General features: G+C 43.4%; 19 protein-coding genes. 9 read left to right on the forward strand and 10 right to left on the reverse strand.

The genetic code is table 11. The annotated features are described in order from the left end of the window. Positions 1–77: 77 nt before the first annotated feature. The 4 genes from ACMXYT_RS12125 to ACMXYT_RS12140 all read right to left on the reverse strand — a co-directional run bounded on the left by ACMXYT_RS12125 (position 78) and on the right by ACMXYT_RS12140 (position 3,695). Positions 78–938 carry a hypothetical protein gene (locus tag ACMXYT_RS12125; protein WP_415898888.1) on the reverse strand — a complete coding sequence of 287 codons (861 nt, stop codon included), beginning with the start codon at positions 936–938 and terminating at the stop codon, positions 78–80. Between the two features lie 107 nt (positions 939–1,045). Beyond that, on the reverse strand, positions 1,046–2,689 hold the full coding sequence (gene groL / locus ACMXYT_RS12130) for a chaperonin GroEL (RefSeq protein WP_415898889.1): 1,644 nt from the start codon (positions 2,687–2,689) through the stop codon (positions 1,046–1,048). 64 nt (positions 2,690–2,753) lie between these two features. Further along, entirely contained in the window at positions 2,754–3,041 is a 288-nt protein-coding gene (locus ACMXYT_RS12135) for a co-chaperone GroES (protein ID WP_415881976.1), read from the reverse strand. 150 nt (positions 3,042–3,191) lie between these two features. Further along, positions 3,192–3,695 carry an FxsA family protein gene (locus tag ACMXYT_RS12140; RefSeq protein WP_415881977.1) on the reverse strand — a complete coding sequence of 168 codons (504 nt, stop codon included), beginning with the start codon at positions 3,693–3,695 and terminating at the stop codon, positions 3,192–3,194. Positions 3,696–4,144: 449 nt separating this feature from the next. Between ACMXYT_RS12140 and ACMXYT_RS12145 the strand changes: the two genes are divergently transcribed. Beyond that, positions 4,145–4,912 carry an SDR family oxidoreductase gene (locus ACMXYT_RS12145; RefSeq protein WP_415881978.1) on the forward strand — a complete coding sequence of 256 codons (768 nt, stop codon included), beginning with the start codon at positions 4,145–4,147 and terminating at the stop codon, positions 4,910–4,912. Positions 4,913–4,986: 74 nt separating this feature from the next. Here the strand turns inward: ACMXYT_RS12145 and ACMXYT_RS12150 are convergent, their stop codons facing one another. Next, entirely contained in the window at positions 4,987–6,909 is a 1,923-nt protein-coding gene (locus tag ACMXYT_RS12150; RefSeq protein WP_415898890.1) for a PhoX family protein, read from the reverse strand. Between the two features lie 356 nt (positions 6,910–7,265). Here ACMXYT_RS12150 and ACMXYT_RS12155 point away from each other — a divergent pair, with 356 nt between their 5' ends. The 4 genes from ACMXYT_RS12155 (at position 7,266) to ACMXYT_RS12170 (ending at position 10,724) form a co-directional block, all read left to right on the forward strand. Next, entirely contained in the window at positions 7,266–7,922 is a 657-nt protein-coding gene (locus ACMXYT_RS12155) for a DUF2057 family protein (RefSeq protein ID WP_415898891.1), read from the forward strand. Positions 7,923–7,970: 48 nt separating this feature from the next. Beyond that, entirely contained in the window at positions 7,971–8,927 is a 957-nt protein-coding gene (locus ACMXYT_RS12160; RefSeq protein WP_415898892.1) for a porin, read from the forward strand. A 141-nt stretch (positions 8,928–9,068) separates the two neighbouring features. After that, positions 9,069–10,436 carry an AmpG family muropeptide MFS transporter gene (locus ACMXYT_RS12165; protein ID WP_415898893.1) on the forward strand — a complete coding sequence of 456 codons (1,368 nt, stop codon included), beginning with the start codon at positions 9,069–9,071 and terminating at the stop codon, positions 10,434–10,436. A 75-nt stretch (positions 10,437–10,511) separates the two neighbouring features. Further along, complete coding sequence (locus tag ACMXYT_RS12170; protein WP_415881983.1) at positions 10,512–10,724, forward strand: hypothetical protein; 213 nt, start codon at positions 10,512–10,514, stop codon at positions 10,722–10,724. A 50-nt stretch (positions 10,725–10,774) separates the two neighbouring features. On the opposite strand, the gene ACMXYT_RS12175 is transcribed toward ACMXYT_RS12170, so the two are convergent. Further along, positions 10,775–11,257 (reverse strand): YajQ family cyclic di-GMP-binding protein, encoded by a 483-nt coding sequence (locus tag ACMXYT_RS12175; protein ID WP_415881985.1) that lies wholly within the window; start codon positions 11,255–11,257, stop codon positions 10,775–10,777. Between the two features lie 108 nt (positions 11,258–11,365). Between ACMXYT_RS12175 and ACMXYT_RS12180 the strand changes: the two genes are divergently transcribed. The 3 genes from ACMXYT_RS12180 to ACMXYT_RS12190 are packed head-to-tail and all read left to right on the forward strand — an operon-like array spanning position 11,366 to position 13,213. Continuing rightward, on the forward strand, positions 11,366–12,265 hold the full coding sequence (locus tag ACMXYT_RS12180) for a 2-dehydropantoate 2-reductase (RefSeq protein WP_415911489.1): 900 nt from the start codon (positions 11,366–11,368) through the stop codon (positions 12,263–12,265). A 29-nt stretch (positions 12,266–12,294) separates the two neighbouring features. Next, on the forward strand, positions 12,295–12,861 hold the full coding sequence (locus ACMXYT_RS12185) for a cob(I)yrinic acid a,c-diamide adenosyltransferase (RefSeq protein WP_415911490.1): 567 nt from the start codon (positions 12,295–12,297) through the stop codon (positions 12,859–12,861). Positions 12,862–12,889: 28 nt separating this feature from the next. After that, the gene (locus ACMXYT_RS12190) at positions 12,890–13,213 is read left to right on the forward strand and encodes a hypothetical protein (protein ID WP_415898896.1); all 324 of its coding nucleotides are present in this window, start codon (positions 12,890–12,892) and stop codon (positions 13,211–13,213) included. On the opposite strand, the gene ACMXYT_RS12195 is transcribed toward ACMXYT_RS12190, so the two are convergent. Genes ACMXYT_RS12195 through cobU form a run of 4 tightly spaced genes read right to left on the reverse strand, consistent with a single transcriptional unit; the run spans position 13,214 to position 16,988 of the window. Beyond that, a complete protein-coding gene (locus ACMXYT_RS12195) occupies positions 13,214–14,773 on the reverse strand; it encodes an HDOD domain-containing protein (protein WP_415898897.1) in 1,560 nt (519 codons plus the stop codon). A gap of 8 nt (positions 14,774–14,781) precedes the next feature. Continuing rightward, positions 14,782–15,396: a histidine phosphatase family protein gene (locus ACMXYT_RS12200; protein ID WP_415898898.1), complete on the reverse strand. Its 615-nt coding sequence runs from the start codon at positions 15,394–15,396 to the stop codon at positions 14,782–14,784. A 21-nt stretch (positions 15,397–15,417) separates the two neighbouring features. After that, positions 15,418–16,473, reverse strand: coding sequence for a nicotinate-nucleotide--dimethylbenzimidazole phosphoribosyltransferase (cobT, locus tag ACMXYT_RS12205; protein ID WP_415898899.1), 1,056 nt, complete (start codon positions 16,471–16,473; stop codon positions 15,418–15,420). Beyond that, positions 16,470–16,988: a bifunctional adenosylcobinamide kinase/adenosylcobinamide-phosphate guanylyltransferase gene (gene cobU / locus ACMXYT_RS12210; RefSeq protein ID WP_415898900.1), complete on the reverse strand. Its 519-nt coding sequence runs from the start codon at positions 16,986–16,988 to the stop codon at positions 16,470–16,472. Before cobU ends, cobT begins: the two co-directional genes overlap by 4 nt. 137 nt (positions 16,989–17,125) lie before the next feature. On the opposite strand from cobU, the gene ACMXYT_RS12215 reads away from it, so the two are divergent. Then, positions 17,126–18,304 carry an NnrS family protein gene (locus tag ACMXYT_RS12215; protein WP_415911491.1) on the forward strand — a complete coding sequence of 393 codons (1,179 nt, stop codon included), beginning with the start codon at positions 17,126–17,128 and terminating at the stop codon, positions 18,302–18,304. Positions 18,305–18,329 lie beyond the last annotated feature (25 nt).

An 18,329-nucleotide genomic window follows, 5' to 3' on the forward strand; every position in this document is an offset into this window, starting at 1 on the left:
GAGGAATAGCGTATTCTGCCTTCAAGATGACCTGTTGGCAAACCCTGAAAGCAGAATCTCAAATCATTTATGCCGCTCTAACGTTGTTCAAGCAGCAATTGCATATTGTTTAGCTTCTGACGCACCTGCAAGAGATCCTGATTTAACTGACGACGCGTACCGTCAAAGGCACGAATAGCCTGCTCGTTCACTTTCACTTTACGTTCTAGATCAGCATTGCTTTTGCCTTCTAACTTAGCAAGACGATCAGTTAAAGTACGCTGCGCTTTCAAAAGATCTTCCATCTGTTCTTTTGCCAGCTCATTTGTGGTGCGCATCTCAGATTCAACACGCGAAGTAAGTTTAGTCAGTTTAGCCACTTCTGCATTCACAGTTTTCTTTAAACCAGAAACACTCGCCAATTCTTTTTTCTGCTGAGCAATCTGAGATTTTAGAGACTTAACCGTTTTTTCTTGCGCCTGAAGGGTTTTCTTTAAAGCTGCGAGTTCTTTTGCATGCTTCTCAATCAGTGGCTTATTCTTTTTGTGGGCAATATCCCACAACTTAGCAATTTCAGAATCTAACTGTTTGTCTTTCTGCTTTAAAACAGACTCTAACGAGGACACATTGCCTTGAAGCTGCTCACCAGACTCAGCTGCACCCTGCTCTGCTTCTTTCAACAAAGCTTCTAATTGAACAATCTGATCCTGTGCTTTTTCAAACGTTGCCTGTTGAGATTGATACATTTCAAAACCAAAGTAGCCAAGCACAGACACCGCAACGACTAAAATAACCATCACGATGGATTGAACCACACCACCTGATGAGGCTGGCGCTGACGCAGGGGCTGGTGCATCACCAGATCGAGGTCGCATAGCTGAAGACGTTGAGCGGTTTTCACCAGCAGGATCGGCAGGCCCAAAATTCGGTACTTCAATATTATCGTCGTCGCGGTTCATGGCTATCCATATACTAACTAAATTGAAATTCCCGCTATTTTACGCGGAAAAAAAAAGCCCCGCAAAAATGCAGGGCTCTTTAAAGCTTAAATAAGCGAGGGGGATGATTACATCATGCCGCCCATACCGCCCATGCCGCCCATGCCGCCCATATCAGGCATGCCTGCACCACCTTCAGAAGGCTTATCAGCAACCATTGCTTCAGTTGTGATCATAAGACCTGCAACAGATGCAGCCGCTTGTAGTGCTGAACGAGTAACTTTAGCTGGGTCTAGGATACCCATCTCGATCATGTCGCCGTATTCGCCGTTTGCAGCGTTGAAACCGAAGTTACCTTCGCCTTCACGTACTTTAGATACGATTACAGAACCTTCTTCACCCGCGTTACCAACGATCTGACGTAGAGGCGCTTCCATAGCGCGGAATGCCAGCTCAACACCTACAGACTGGTCATGGTTGTCACCTTTCAGTTCACCAACAGACGCTAGTGCACGGATAAGTGCAACACCACCACCAGGTACTACACCTTCTTCTACTGCAGCACGAGTTGCGTGAAGTGCGTCTTCTACACGAGCTTTCTTCTCTTTCATTTCTACTTCAGTTGCTGCACCAACTTTGATTACAGCAACACCGCCTGCAAGCTTAGCTACACGCTCTTGCAGCTTTTCACGGTCGTAGTCAGAAGATGTCTCTTCCATCTGCGCACGGATCTGGTTAACACGTGCTTCAATGTTGTCAGCAGCACCGATACCGTCAACGATTGTTGTGTTTTCTTTAGTGATAGAAACGCGCTTAGCTTGACCCAGCTGTTCAAGTGTCGCTTCTTCTAGCGTTAGACCTACTTCTTCAGAGATCACAGTACCGCCAGTAAGGATAGCGATATCTTCTAGCATCGCTTTACGACGATCACCGAAACCAGGCGCTTTAACTGCAGCAACTTTAACGATACCACGCATGTTGTTAACTACTAGCGTTGCTAGCGCTTCGCCTTCTACATCTTCAGCGATGATTAGAAGAGGACGAGATGCTTTAGCTACGTGCTCAAGAATTGGTAGTAGTTCGCGGATGTTTGTAATTTTCTTATCAGCAAGCAGGATGAATGGCTGCTCAACTTCAGCAGACATATTGTCTTGGTTGTTGATGAAGTAAGGAGATAGGTAACCACGGTCAAACTGCATACCTTCAACTACGTCTAGTTCGTTCTCAAGTGCAGAACCTTCTTCTACAGTAATAACGCCTTCTTTACCTACTTTAGCCATCGCTTCAGCGATGATCTCACCAACCTGAGTATCAGCGTTAGCAGAGATAGTACCAACCTGTGCAATTGCTTTATTGTCCGCACATGGAACAGCCATATCCTGAATCTGAGCAACAACAGCTGCTGCTGCTTTGTCGATACCGCGCTTCAGATCCATAGGGTTCATGCCTGCAGCAACAGACTTAAGACCTTCGTTAACGATTGCTTGTGCCAGTACAGTTGCAGTCGTAGTACCATCACCTGCAACATCGTTTGCTTGAGACGCTACTTCTTTAACCATCTGTGCGCCCATGTTTTCGAACTTGTCTTCAAGCTCGATCTCTTTAGCTACAGATACACCGTCTTTTGTTACAGTTGGAGCACCGAAGGCTTTGTCCAGTACAACGTTACGACCTTTAGGGCCCAAAGTAGTTTTAACTGCATCAGCTAGGATGTTTACACCGTCTAGCATGCGTTGACGAGCATCGTTACCAAATAGTACGTCTTTAGCCATTTTCTAAAATCCTGTAATCAAATTCTTTAAACAATTAGGTAAAGCGAAAAGTTCAACCAGAAGATTAGTCTTCCAATACACCGTAAATTTCGCCTTCGCTAAGAATTAGTAGCTCTTCACCGTCAACTTTCACAGTGTTAGCGTAGCCACCAAACAATACTGTATCCCCAACCTGAACAGTCAGCGCTTGACGCTCACCATTTTCCAGAAGACGACCTTCACCCACAGCAATAACTTTACCTTGGTTTGGTTTTTCCTGTGCAGAACCCGGCAGTACGATGCCGCTTGCAGTTGTAGCTTCTTCTTCGTTACGACGAACAACTACACGGTCGTGAAGTGGACGAATTTTCATCTGTTCTTTCTCCTGATCTTTATCTGACCAAAATAAACATATTTGTTTGGAATCGGGACAAACAAACTTAAGTTGTTTACCCCTTTGAAATTCTAGGTTGGGGCATAAAAAATGAATTCAACACTACCCAACAACTTTTTTGCCTAGAAATTAATCCTTGCGCTCAAACTCACCGTCAATCACATCATTTGAACGAATATTACGGTCTTGTTGCTCATGAGTTTGATGCGTCTGCGATTGATGTTGGAAAGGGTCATTCGCATAGAATTGAGCTGAACTTTGATGTTGCTGCTGCATAGCTATCACACTAAAGCGGCTAAACAATGCTTTCGCAAACGCTTTACGAGTAAATGGCAGTAAACAGCTAAAACCAATCACGTCTGTGACAAAGCCTGGAGTAACTAAAAGAGCACCACCGACAGCAAGCACGATACCTTCTACCATCTCTTGGCCTGGAATCTCACCATTCTGGGCACGCTGCTGCGCTCGTGCCAATGTAGATAAGCCTTGGTAGCGCAACATATTTACGCCTATAAATGCAGACAACAGCACTAAACCAACTGTGTTCCACGCCCCAATTGCTTCACCTACATTGATAAGTACTGTGATTTCAATAATGGGGATGATGATGAACAGCAGAAAAAGAAACTTCATTTATTGCCTCAAAAATAATCGATCGCTCTATAAGAATAGGAGTCATTATAGAGCTTCTAAACAGGTCCTACCTGCCTAAATTTAAACTGGTATTGATCCAGATTTTTTTACTAAACATACCCTTTTCTTTTTATGGTCAGACCAAAAAATTTCAACCCTAAACCACCATTTCCAGTCTAAATTTCACGTTTTAAGTGCTAAAAAATCGTCTAAAAAAAAAACAATACCAAAGTACCTATACTTTTTGCACTGCGAAATTATCATTTAAAAACATACAGTTAGCATCTGCAAAAAATCAAAAAAATACCGGTCATGAGTATATTAAACTTATTGATAAATGAATCTATGGAGCAACAAGTAGACTTTTTTGCGAAAGCGGGATAAGTTTAAATTCTGCACAATGACGCAACGCACAAAAAAGAGTCAAACCGAAGTAAGGTAATCCTAAAATGGAACTCAAAGATAAAGTAATTGTTGTAACTGGTGGTGGCCGTGGTCTTGGTCGTTCAATGGCACTTGAACTAGCTGAACAGGGCGCAAAACTTGCTCTAGCTGACCTAAGCCAAGAAGATCTAGATACGACTGTTGGCCTTTGCATGGAAAAAGGCGTCGAAGCACGCGCTTACATCTGCAACGTAGCTAAAGAAGACGAAGTAGAAAAACTATTCAATGACGTTGTAGCTGATTTCGGCACGCTACACGGTCTAGTTAACAATGCTGGTATCACTCGCGACGGTCTATTCATGAAAGTTGATCGCGAAACTGGCAAAGTTGTTAAGAAGATGTCTATGGACCAGTGGAACCTGGTTATGGATGTTAACCTAACTGGTACTTTCCTATGTGCTCGTGAAGCTGCTGCTCACATGATCGACCTAGGCGTTCCTGGTTGCATCGTAAACATCTCTTCTATCTCTCGTTCAGGTAACATGGGCCAGACTAACTACACAGCAACTAAAGCTGGCGTAGAAGCAATGGCAGTTACTTGGTCTAAAGAGCTAGCTCGCTACGGCATCCGTGCTGCTTCCATCGCTCCAGGTTACATCGGTACTGAGATGGTTATGAGCATGAAACCAGAAGCTCTGGATAAAATTGCTGCAGGCATCCCAGCTAAGCGTCTTGGTAAGCCAGAAGAAATTGCTAAGACTGTTACGTTCATTCTTGAGAATGACTACGTTAGCGGTCGTTGCTTCGAAGTTGACGGCGGCCTACGCGTTTAATCTTCCAAGCTCCATAAAAAAACCGGCTTTCGCCGGTTTTTTTGTGCCTGTTAATTGCTTTTAGATTACTGCTCTTAAGCCCCAATCACTCCGCCATCGTCGCGTGTTATCACTACAATGGTTGAACGCGGCTTACTGTCGCCACCAGCAGGGAAATGCGAAGGCTTACCGTTCTCTCCTGGGTGCTGAATCCCTACGAACATGGTTTTCTGATCTGGAGAGAACGTTAATCCTGTCACTTCACAGGCAACAGGCCCCGTTAAGAAACGATGAATTTCGCCCGTTTCTGGATCTGCACACAACATCTGGTTGTTACCCATACCAGCAAAATCATCGGCATTAGAGTATTTACCATCGGTCATGACCCATAGACGGCCACCTTTGTCGAAACCTAACCCATCCGGGCTATTGAACATATTTTCGGTGCTAATGTTACTACTACCTGCTAACAGCCCTTCTTGATGAATGCTTGGATTGCCCGCGATCAGGAACAGATCCCAACTGAATTCAGTAGCCGTATGGTCACCATCAATTGGTGTCCAACGTACGATCTGTCCGTACTTATTCTCCGCTCGTGGATTTGGCCCACCAACAGGCTGGCCCTCTTTCTTGCCACGATGCTTATTATTCGTCAGTGTGCAGCAAGCACTTGATTTATTAGGGTGCACGGCAACCCATTCAGGTCGATCCATGGTCGTTCCACCCACTTGCGTTGCTGCTAAACGTGTGTGGATAAGTACTTCTGCTTGGCTGTTAAACCCATTCTCTGGTGTTAATCCATTCTTACCGAAAGTGAGTTCCAGCCATTCGCCTTTGCCTTTTAGTTCGTCGTGATCAGCACTGAACTTAGCTACATATAGGGTACCATCAACTAGAAGATCACGATTTCTACTCTGATCATTGGCATCATATTTACCTTTTGATACAAATTTATACAGATGCTCACCGCGCTCATCATCTCCCAGATAGACCACAACATGACCTGAGTCATCAACCATGAGAGCTGCATTCTCATGTTTAAAGCGACCAAGCGCTGTACGCTTAAGCGGCTTAGACTCAGGATCCATCGGATCGATCTCTACCACCCAACCATGACGATTCGGCTCATTTGGGTTTTTAGCCAGATCAAAACGCTGATCAAACTTACTCCACCGATAACGCTTATCTTCCGCCTTTAAACCATAGCGTTGTTGTTCAGCCGGGATGCTATGGGCTTTATCCTCAGTACCAAAATACTTATGGAAGTTTTCTTCACAAGTTAGATATGTGCCCCAAGGCGTTTCACCATTGGCACAGTTATTAAAGGTACCTAATACTTCACGACCCGTTGGATCGGCAGATGTTTTAAGCAGATCATGCCCTGCCGCTGGCCCTGTCAACTGCATTGGGGTATTTGCAGTAATCCTACGATTCAATTTACCACTACGATCAACGATCCAGCCCTTAGCGGTTTGTTGAATTTCAAAAACAGACACGCCGTGTGCATTTTGTGCTTTCAACACATCATCGGCGGTCATCATGTCGCCCTTGTGGTCATACAGAAGATCAGTGTTGGTGTATTCGTTGTTAACAGCTAGTACTGCACGATCGCTAGATAAAGGAAACAATGACATGCCATCGGTATTATCACCAAACTGCAGTGCCTGAGCAGACGCCGGCGCTCGTCCTGTTGGATCAAATTCTGGTGCACCCTCAAAGATAGGGTCCCCCCAAGAGATAAGGTTACTCACCTTATAGCCCTTTGGCACAACCACTGTATCTGCTGTGCTACTGGCAATAGGCTCAAACCCGATAAGCTTACTCTTAACTTTTGTTCGGATTGCTGCCTGTACAGACTGTGCAATAGGTGACATACCGATAAAAGTACCTAAGCCTAGCGCGCCAGCCCCAGCCAAAAAGCTACGACGGCTAACCGCTTTATCTGCTAGCTGAGTAAACTCTGAATCTTGTTCCTGATTTAAATTACTGCATAGATCATGTGAATTGTTATAGCTCATAGTGATTCCACTAAAAAAAATCAAAGTGCATCTTTCCGTATAGCCCTACGCTTGGGCACCAGAAATCAAAGCTAGTCCTAGTTAATGACATATCAATTAACATTAAATGAAGTTATTGCTAAGAAAAATTAATTCAACAACACCTATAAAGAGAAACAGGTTAACTTCAGGGTAAAAACAAAGCAATCGATCAAAAATAAACCACACATTAAAAAGGCGTTTCAAAACAGCAACATCTACGTAACAAAAACTTAAAGAAAATAATTACCAGCACAATAAAAAAGAAACATTTCTGAAATAAAACCTACCTATTATTGCGCCGCAACAACGAATTAATTTTTTTCAAGGCAATAATTTTGAAAGTTTTAAAATCCATTTTATTACCAACTTTAACTGCAGTTTCATTAATTGCTACAAATCACTCTTACGCTAATAACTCTCTTTTATTGGGCGAAGGGGTTAATCTAATTGCAGTTAATGGCGAAGAAATTAATTCAGACAGTTTATTCAGCAGTAGTACAAAGCATAATCTGCCAAATGGTTTAAATCAGATCCTCGTTGATTACACTGCTGAAATAAAAAAAGGCGATGACTTTGAACTAGAGAAAACTAAAGCCTTTGTCTTACTTTTCGAAAGCAGTGATACAAAAATCACTTTATCAGCACCGCTGTTCGAAAGAATCAAAGATTTAAAAGAGTTCGAAAAGAATAAGAATTGGACATTAAAAAATAGCGCCAATCAAAACATCAGCTATAAGGTCGACACTATTGAGAATAGTGGATTCCAATTAAGCCGTGATTTCGAAGAAGAATTAGCAAAATTCAACAGAGGCAACTCTGTTGCTGCTTTACCCAAAAGCAAAATAAATATCCCAAATAACATCAATAACAAAGAAACAAAAAACGATGTTATTAAAAAAGAAAATATGGCAATGGAAATGCTTATTTACTGGTACAACCAGGCAGACCTTAACACTAGAAAATCATTCAAAGAACTTATTAAAAACAAATAAGTTTCTACAAGTTTATAACCCTATACTAAAACTCCTTGGAGAGAAGACATGAAAAAGCTGATCCTGGCTTCTGCTATTGCTGCTATTGCTGCTAACACTGCTACTGCAGCGACTGTTTATGAAAATAAAGGCCTGACGTATAAAATCAAAGGTGACTGGCAGGTTCAGTTGCGTGACAACGCTAGCAAAACTAAAGATACTGAAGTGGAATTTGATGATTTAGAAATCAAAAACACTATCACTTATGATCTAGGTAACGACCTACAAGCATTTGGTCAGGTAGATTTCGGTTTCAAAAACGAAGCTGAAGGCAAAAATACAGAAAACCTAGAAGAAGCTTACCTAGGCCTAAAAGCTCACAACGTATCTGTTGCTGTGGGTAAGATGGATAAAGCGATTGATGATTTCGCTATCGAAGGCATGATCGAAGAATACACTGGTGAATCTATCTTTGATGCAACGGGTAGCACTGATGGCGATGACGTAATTCGCGTTGATGCGGAATTCGACAATGTAACACTAGCGGTATCCCACGAACTAGAAGCAGATGGCGAAGGCAGCGATGACGGCGAGTCTACAGAACTATTCGTATCTGCTGATCTAGGTGTTGTTACGCTAGGTGCTGGTTACCAGACTCTAGAAAACACCAACACAGGTGACGAAGAAGACAAAGATCTTTGGGGCGTGAGCGCTCAGTTCGATGCAGGTTTCGCTGAGTTTGTAGTTGACTACGGTGAAGCAGAAAATAATCTTTCTGCTAACAGCGATGAAGAGTTTTTCCACATTGGTGCTTCTTTCAAAGCTTCAGCTACAACTAAAATCACAATTGGTCATTCTGAACTAGAACGAGATGGCGCATCTGACAAAGAACAAACTTACGCTAATGTTGTGTACAAGTTCCCAGCTCAGAAAAATGTTCGTCTATTCGCTGAGATCAGTGACGTTGATGAAGATGGTCAAGATCTAGATATGGATATTCTTGCTGGTATCCGCATCAAGTTCTAAGAAGTTTAAGCATCAACTTGTCCCCCCCTTCAGACAAGTTGATGCTAAAAACTTTGGGCCCAGTTTTTACTGGGCCTTTTTAGTTGCTATAGATCTATTCGAAAGAGACAATAAACGCCTACTACACGGAAGGCGTCATATATGTCATCAGTTGATTCCAAAACTGAATCTTGGCTCGATACAGCTAAAATCTATCTTCACCCTAGAGCAATCACACTCCTGTTTTTTGGTTTCTCTTCTGGCCTTCCTATTTTGCTCGTCTTTGGCACATTATCTTTTTGGCTTCGTGAAGCTGGCGTTGAACGGAGTTTAATCACCTATTTTTCCTGGGTTGGTTTAGCCTATGGTTTCAAATGGCTTTGGGCCCCCTTAGTTGATCGCTTAAGCCTCCCTTTCTTATCAACTTGGCTTGGTAGGCGCAGAAGCTGGTTATTACTTTCGCAGATCCTGCTAGTCATCGGTTTAACAGGGCTTGCCTTCTCCAATCCCCATGAAAACCTTCAATATATGGCCCTGTTAGCTCTGGTGGTTGCTTTTAGTTCCGCTACCCAAGATATTGTGATTGATGCCTATCGCATAGAATCGGCAGGCGAACGTTTACAAGCCGCCATGGCCGCTACTTATATGGCCGGCTATCGTATTGCGATGATTGTGGCGGGTGCTGGTGCACTTGCTATTGCGGCGTGGACCTCAATTTCACCTGCAAGCTATGACATCAATTCATGGAAGTATGCCTACTTAATCATGGCGGCTTTAATGTCTGTGGGAATGATGACTACGTTTTTAGTAAAAGAACCAGCTTCTGTTGAGATGGACACTGAAACGCTTGAACAACAACAAAAAATTATTGAATTTACTCAACGTAATGCGCACCTTCCCAATTTTCTATCTCGCTTCTTAGGCTGGGCTTATATAGCGATTGCTTGCCCATTTATCGACTTTATACGTCGTTACGGTATGCAGGCCCTTATTATTCTTGCGTTAATTGGTACTTACCGAATTTCTGACGTTATCCTTGGAATTATCGCTAATGTTTTCTATGTCGATATGGGCTTTACTAAGGAAGAGATAGCGCAAATCATCAAAATTTATGGCGTAGTTATGACCATCGTCGGCGCAGGGCTAGGCGGTATTCTGGTGAATCGCTTTGGCGTGAGAAAGATCCTGTTCTTAGGCGCGCTGTTAGTTTCCCTCACCAATCTTCTATTTGCTTGGCTAGCAACCCTCGGTAATGACACCACAGCACTTACAATCGTTATCTCTCTGGATAACTTGAGTGGCGGTATCGCTACCGCGGCCTTTGTCGCCTACCTATCTAGCCTGACAAATATTCAATACTCAGCTACACAATATGCTCTTTTCAGTTCGATGATGCTGCTATTCCCTAAATTTCTTGGCGGCTTCTCTGGTGGCTTTGTCGATAGCTTTGGCTACCCCTGGTTCTTCACTGCCGTTGCGATCATAGGTCTACCCGTATTGATATTGATCTGGATCAGCCCAAGAAATTAAATGTAAATCATTATCATTTACATACATATAAATCTAGGTTACTCTTCTTAGCACTTAACAAGGAGGGATATACCGATGACTTATATGATTGATGCTTGGTTTGAACGTAACAACCCTTACCTGAGAGTCATTCACCGCTCTACGGGAATTTCAGTCGTTAATTGGCAAGGCGATACGCTAACCAGCAAATTACAAAGCGGGGCTATCTGCGTAGATGACTTTGAAGCTACACCTTCGCAGGATCTGGTCAAAGAGATCTTTCTTCTGGATTGCTTAGAACAAGATTAGTCAGGTGAAAACTCGTTCACCTGACTTTGTTGAGGCAGTAACAGGTAGGTTTAGTCGCGGAAGTTATTAAACTGCAGAGGTAATTCCAGATCTGCTTCGCGCAGCATCGCCATTACACTTTGCAAGTCATCGCGTTTCTTGCCTGTTACTCGCACCTGCTCACCCTGCACCTGCGCCTGCACCTTTAGCTTGGCATCTTTAATTAATTTTACAATTTTTTTAGCCAATGGCTGATCTAGGCCTTGCTTAAGAATCACTTCCTGACGTGCACGCATATTAGCTTTTTCTGGATCTTTAATTTCTAAGCAACGAATATCAATTTTGCGGCCGGTCATCTTCGTTTTAAGCACATCCATCATCTGCTGCAGCTGAAAATCAACTTCTGCCTGCAAAGTCACGGTAGATTCAGTTTGCTCAAACCTCGCATCAACACCTTTAAAATCGTAACGCATCTGCAGTTCACGGTTAGACTGGTCAACAGCGTTGGTAACTTCGTGTAAGTCTAGTTCAGAGACAATATCGAATGATGGCATGAGGCTTCTCCCTATTTTTTTGCCGATTCTAGCTGACCTTCACCTCCATTTCACGTCACAATAGAGCGATAATAGGATCCACAATACTGAAGATTAAGAGAATTAAGTATGAAAGAGAGATGGCACATACTTGGCGCTGGCGCAATTGGTAATTTATGGGCCTGTAATCTCATTTCTGCGGGTTTCCCCGTCACTCTTATTTTGCGTAATTCGGCTAAGCTTTCTCGATTTAAAGCAAACAATGGCATTCAATTAGCAGATCAAAGGCATAGTTGCGAAGCTGAGCTACCCAATGATTCGTCGTTAATCCAACAACTGTTTATCACGACCAAATCCACTGATACTCAAACTGCTTTCAACTCGATCAAACATCGACTGGCAGATGACGCACATGTTGTTGTGCTGCAAAATGGTATGGGCAGCCAACAATGGATAACAGGCCAATTACCAAATGCTGAAGTTGCCTGGGCATCAACAACAGATGGGGCATGGTTAAAATCTGAGTTCACCGTTGTACATGCCGGTAAAGGAACCACTCGAATCGGATCACCCGATAAAAAGCTAAATTGGTTCGAGCACTTGAACAGTGGTTTCTTAGATGTACAACCTGATACAGAAATAGCTACAACCTTGTGGCGCAAGCTAACGATTAACTGCGCTATAAACCCTTTAACCGCGATCTTCGACTGTAAAAATGGCGAGTTAGTTAGCAACCCTAACTATTTAAATGAGATGGTATTAATCTGCAATGAGGTAGAAAAGGTCGCAACTGCACTTAATCTCGAGCTATTTGATGGCCCTTTAATTGACCATGCTTGTCAGGTAGCAGAATTAACCGCAAATAATTTTTCCTCGATGAACCAAGATGTGAAACATGGCCGTATAAGTGAGATTAATCAGATCACCGGCTATCTATGTGAGCAAGCAGACAAACTAGATCTCACGGTGGATATCAACAAGTACTACCTGGAAAAAATTAGGGAATTACATCCTCATAGTGATGCCTAATCCAGTGGTTGCCTTCTCTAGGAGCAGTAATGAGTAACAGGCTTAGTAAGATCTATACGCGTTCTGGCGATCAAGGCCAAACCGGATTAGCAAATGGCGAACGTGTATCTAAGACCGATCTCAGAATAGAAGTGATCGGCACGGTTGATGAACTTAATAGTGCAATAGGCATAGTGATCGCAAGCCTGCCTTCAGATGAATCAATTACGAAACTGCTGCGAACCATACAGCACCAGCTATTTGATCTTGGCGGCGAGTTAGCAATTGCAGACCCTAGCTATGTCGTTATTACTCCGACAGAGATAGAATACCTAGAGGAACAACTGGACTTACTGAACTCAGAGGTGCCGCCTTTGAAGGAGTTTATTCTCCCAGGAGGAACACTTTCAGCCAGTTATACCCATTTAGCGCGTAGTATTTGCCGACGCGCTGAAAGACGAATCATAGCACTACTTCAAGATGAGTCAGCTCAGGTAAATCCTAACTCTGGTATTTATCTAAATAGGCTGTCCGATCTGCTTTTTGTGGCAAGCAGAATAATAGTGTTAAGGCAGGGCGGTGAAGAGATTCTTTGGCGATCCAAAGAAGTTAGATAATACAACTCACCTAATGGGAGTAATAAAAATGAGAGCGCTGTTTTTTTCTGCGTTAATGCTACTAACACCTACAGTTTTTGCTGACTGCTCAACAGATCAAACCATCTGTGAAGCTAAATGTTCAGTGAAACACTTTACCGACGACGCTGCAGAACTAGGCTGTAAATCAAAATGTGTAGCGCAACGTGCAATGTGCTCCACCGAATCTGGTGCTAAAACCGTTGTAGAGAAAGGTGGTGAGGTTATCGAAGATGGCGTTGAAGTGAGTAAAGACGTTATCGATGATGGCGTAGAGATCAGCAAAGAAGCTTGGGAAGATACTAAATCATTTGTAAAAGGCATGACTGAATAGTCATGCCGTTTGTCTAGCTTTACTGTCAGCGTACATTAAAGCTAGACGCGTTTGGGTAGAGAACTGGTTAAACGTATTAAAATCCTCTTCTGATACTGGACCACGCCCTTTTAAGCGATCCGCATATAGCATACCAATTACCCGTTTTCCCATAGTTAACGGTATCAATACAAACCCTTGGCAACCTACCTGCTTAACAAAGTTTGGTGGTAATCGCTTATCCCAGCCATCTTCATCCAGATCATTGACAAGTAAAGTCACTTGTTTAGCTAGAACCTTAAAGAAAAGATCATCTGCCTTGCCCGATTTATCCCTTTCAAAATAAGTTTGCAGTGGATCTAGCTCATCACCTTCAATAATTTTTACCGAAAGGTGTGTGTTAGATTTGCTGAGCAGACAAAGCATACTGCGATCAAACTGCCCGCATTCACCAATAGCTTCAACGACTAATTTGAAGACTTCGTGAATTTTTCCATCAGCAGCGATCAATTCAGTTAGCTGATTGAGGTAACTTAGTTGCTTAGAGTTTCGCTTCGATTCAGCAGCAGTCGGCGATGATTTATCTTCAATACTTTCAGTTTGCTCGACCTCTTCCAGCTCCACTTCATTATGAGCCAAGAAAGATAGCTGACGCACCATATCATCTTTAGCAACATTACCTGTCTCTGAATAATCAGGAATAAGAGAGCGAGCTTTTAACCCATAATTACGGCTGACTTTAGCTACTCGCTGAAAGCACTGTAGAGTGATTTCTCCAACATCATCAAACGGAATATCACCAACAAGAGATACAGCATCTACAACCTTATCGTAGGGCTGCTCATTATTTTGATCTTGCCCATAAAGCTGCTGGACTAAACCATGACTCAGCGTAGGTAAGGTCGCCAACAAATTACTTTTCTCATCAATATGAGCTAAATCAACAGGCGCCATTGTATTCAATATTTGCTTTGGATATCCCCAACCTGCAGCCAACTCTCTACCTAATTCGCTAAAGCTCATACCCAGCACTTCAGCTTGAATGCGTGGCCACTTTTTATCTCCCCTTTCCTTCAACCTAAGCATTTTTCGATATTGCTCCGGTAAGGTACAAGCCACCATGATTTCCCCTAATCCAAATAATAATGAAGCCATATAAGCTTCTTCTGGATCGACTGTCTTTCGACTTTTAAGCGCAAGTTCTTTAGCCATATTGGCACTCAAGAACTGCCGCATCATCATCCCAGGCACATCCAGATCGGGATTTTCATCATGAAAGCTTTCAATCAGTTTAAGGGTCAAACTGATATTTTTAATTTGATTAAAACCGAGTAATACCACTGCACGTGATACCACCGTGATATCTCCTTGGCCTCGTTTGTAAACAGGTGAATTCGCGAGTTTAATCAGTTTGGCAGATAAGCCTGTATCTTTCATGATGGCCATAGCTAAAGCCATAGCATCACTTTCCTCAGAAGCGCTGATCTGCTGTATACGATTGACCGTTGCACTAAACACTGGCAGATCGCCTAGACGATCAAGGCTCCGGTGAATATTTTTAAGCGTTTCGGTGTATTTCATTCGTTATCCTATACGACAGAATCAGGTAGCGGCCGGATATTACTACTTAATAACTGTGGCCAACATTGTTTTGCGTCATGATCAAACCTCAGTTTCGCAAAATGTGCATAATCAATCGCAATTCGGCTCCAACGATCGGCATTAATGCCCAACATATCCCCGATCAGGCACCGAATCACCCCACCATGAGTAACAACTAATACCTTTTTTTCAGATAATTGCAGCAACCGCTCTTTAACCATAGCTATTCGTTGCTTAAATTGCTGAATAGTTTCACCATTTGGTGCAGGATAATCCTGCGGAGCTTGCCAAAACTTATCTGCTGCGACGGGGTTCTCACTATAAACCTGCTCAAAACTGACGCCATCCCAGTCACCAAAGTCCAACTCTTGTAATTCATCCCAGACTTGTAACTCGATTTGCCGTGAATTGGCTAACCAGCTCGCACTCTCCAAAGCCCTCTTTAACGGCGAACTCACAACTAAGTCCCACTCACCATTAGCTAAAACAGATTCACAAGTAGATCTACCTTTTTCAGACAAAGGACTATCGGTACGGCCTAAATAGACGCCTTTAAGTGCAGGCTCACCATGTCGGAACAGATCAACGAACAGAGTATTCAAAAAAGATCCTTACTATAGGTTTTAGTCCGACTTTTCACTCACACCAGCACTAGAGAATGTCGCCATCTGTTTATGCAACAAACATGCTGTTTGAATAACATTTACCGCCGTTGCAGCGCCGCTGCCCTCACCAAGGCGCATATCCAACGCTAACAAAGGCTCAGCAGACATGGCAACAAGTACTTTATGATGAAATTTTTCCGCAGATTGATGACCAAAGATCATCCAGTCTTTAGCTAAGGGGCAAATGATACTGGCCATATATGCAGCCGCAGTGCTGATAAACCCATCCACCACAACCGTAATACCTTCCCTTGCTGCCGTCAGATAAGCGCCAACCATCGCGACAATTTCAAAACCGGCTAATGATTGAAGCAACTCAAAGGGAGAATCGCCTGTGCACAGGTGTAACTTAAGCGCCTGATCGATCACAGCCGTTTTATGTTCGAGCGCGTCACCTGATACGCCTGTCCCTGCTCCAACTACTTCTTGAGCTGTTAGGTTCATTGCCGCGGCCAAAACTGTAGCAGCAACCGTTGTATTCCCTATACCCATCTCACCAGCGATAAAGAGTTGAGCTCCCGACGATTTAGCTCTTAAAACCGCCTCCCGTCCCACATTAAGCGCAGTAACCAATTGCTCACTGCTCATCGCTTGGCTCTTGGAAATATCAGAACTTTGCGAAGCGATTACTCGATTAAGCACATTGTGATGTTCAACAGGCACCACCGTCCCTAAATTAATCACCTCAAACTGTGCTTGCAGTTGCTTAGCTAAAACAGCGATTGCCGCGCCGCCTTCTGCGAAATTCAGAATCATTTGCGATGTAACTTCTTGTGGAAACGCGGATACATTCTGAGCAGCCACACCATGATCTGCAGCAAAAATAGAGATGCTTACACGATCTGCCGAAGGTAATGGCTGCGCCTGCATAGCAGCCATTTGCACAGCTATTTTTTCCAGTACACCTAAAGAGCCGGGGGGTTTAGTTAGGTTTGCTTGATGAGATAAAGCAGCTTGTTCAGTTTCAACGTTTAAAGGTTTAGCTTTAATCTGCGACCATTCCTGCAAATTCACTTAACATCTCCTTTAACAGCCATTGGGATACCCGCCACCGTTAACGTCACCACTTCCACTACGGCAGCCAAATCTTGATGCAATCGACCGGTATTATCTTGAAATTGACGACTCAATTCGCCCATAGGGACAATGCCCCAACCGACTTCATTTGAAACCAGTATTAAGTCCCCTTCAAAATCATCAACAGCAGCAGATAGCGCCTTCATGCCTTCCTGCATAGCTTCCAAACCTTTTAATAACAGATTGGTTAACCACAGAGTCAAACAATCAACTAAGACCGTTTTTCCCTTACCACTCAAACTATCGAGTGCATCCGGTAAGTCAAAAGGGATCTCTAGTATCTCCCATTCGCTCGGTCGATTCTGACGATGGAGTTCAATACGCTGCTCCATCTCCGAGTCTTGTGCTTGAGCGGTAGCGATATACACAACAGGCTGGCCCGTAGCGGTAGCTCTTTCTTGCGCCACCTGACTTTTACCGGACCTGGCACCACCTAAAATTAACTGTCGCACTGAAATTCCTCGTCAAAAACTCGTTGTCAGATCAATAAAATGAACGTTAACACTTCTTTAAAATGTATCTTTAATACACATTTAATAATTCTTAGTGTAGATTATAACACTGCTGATATAAGCGGCGGAGAGATCCCATGATCCAACTACAAGAAAGGCGCACCCCGTCTCCCTTTTCACTTTTTAATTTGGCATTTCGCCCATTTTTCTTAGGTGGCGCACTCTCAGCCATACTTTTAATGGCTGCATGGCTAGTTATCTATAGTGGCGGCATTCAGCCTCACCACTATAACTATGGGGTATTCTGGCATGCCCACGAAATGCTATTTGGTTTCTCTCTAGCAATCATCGCCGGCTTTTTAATGACCGCTGTTAAGACATGGACTAACGTGCAAACCCTTTACAGCTGGCCTCTCGCGGCACTTTTTTTACTCTGGTTTAGTGCGCGTTTAATGCCCTTATTCACAGTGATCGAACCTTGGTTGATCGCTGTCACTGATTTAGCCTTCGCGCCTATGGTGGCCGCTTGCGTGGCTTGGCCAGTTATTAAGTCTAGAAACTATCGTAATTTGATGTTTGTGCCACTCCTGCTTGGCTTCTTTGTAGCCAATCTACTCATGCACCTGCAACTACTTGGCTACACTGAGACAACAGCATCTAAAGGTATTCAACTAGGCCTGTTTTTAGTCATCATGGTCATAAGTATCTTAGGTGGACGCGTTATTCCATTTTTTACCGAACGCGGAGTTGAAGGCGTAAAAGTCACAAAACATGCTTGGCTGGAGAAAGCGATTATTCCCCTAACTGCGATTTGGGTTCTTTTAAGCCTGACAGAGATTAAGCCTCTAATTATTGGCATCAGCCTATTAGTGGGATTCGCTAACCTTATTCGGGTTGCAGGCTGGTTCGATAAACGGATTTTTGCGGTACCCTTGGTGTGGATTCTTCAGTTTGGCTACCTGTTTGTAGCGTTGGGTTTTATCCTTTATAGCCTAAGTTTACTGGATCTAATTAGCACTTCGATTGCTTACCACGCCTTTGCTGCTGGAAGTATTGGGGGGTTAACACTGGGAATGATGGCGCGTGTTTCTTTGGGACACACAGGTCGACCTCTTAAAGTCGGACCGCTCATCATTACTGCCTTTATATTGATGCTATTAGCCGCAGCTGTGCGATTAAGCGTGGGGCTATTACCTCTTTCTTACCTCACAACGCTGCACTTATCTGGCACGCTATGGATGCTCTCTTGGGTACTATTCCTAATTATTTACACCCCAATTCTGATAAAACCTCGATTAGATGGCTTATACGGATAGTTCAGCCTTCGATCTAATCAGCCCA

Source organism: Neptuniibacter sp. QD37_11, from assembly GCF_047778105.1.
In the GTDB taxonomy this organism is placed as follows: Bacteria; Pseudomonadota; Gammaproteobacteria; order Pseudomonadales; family Balneatricaceae; genus Neptuniibacter.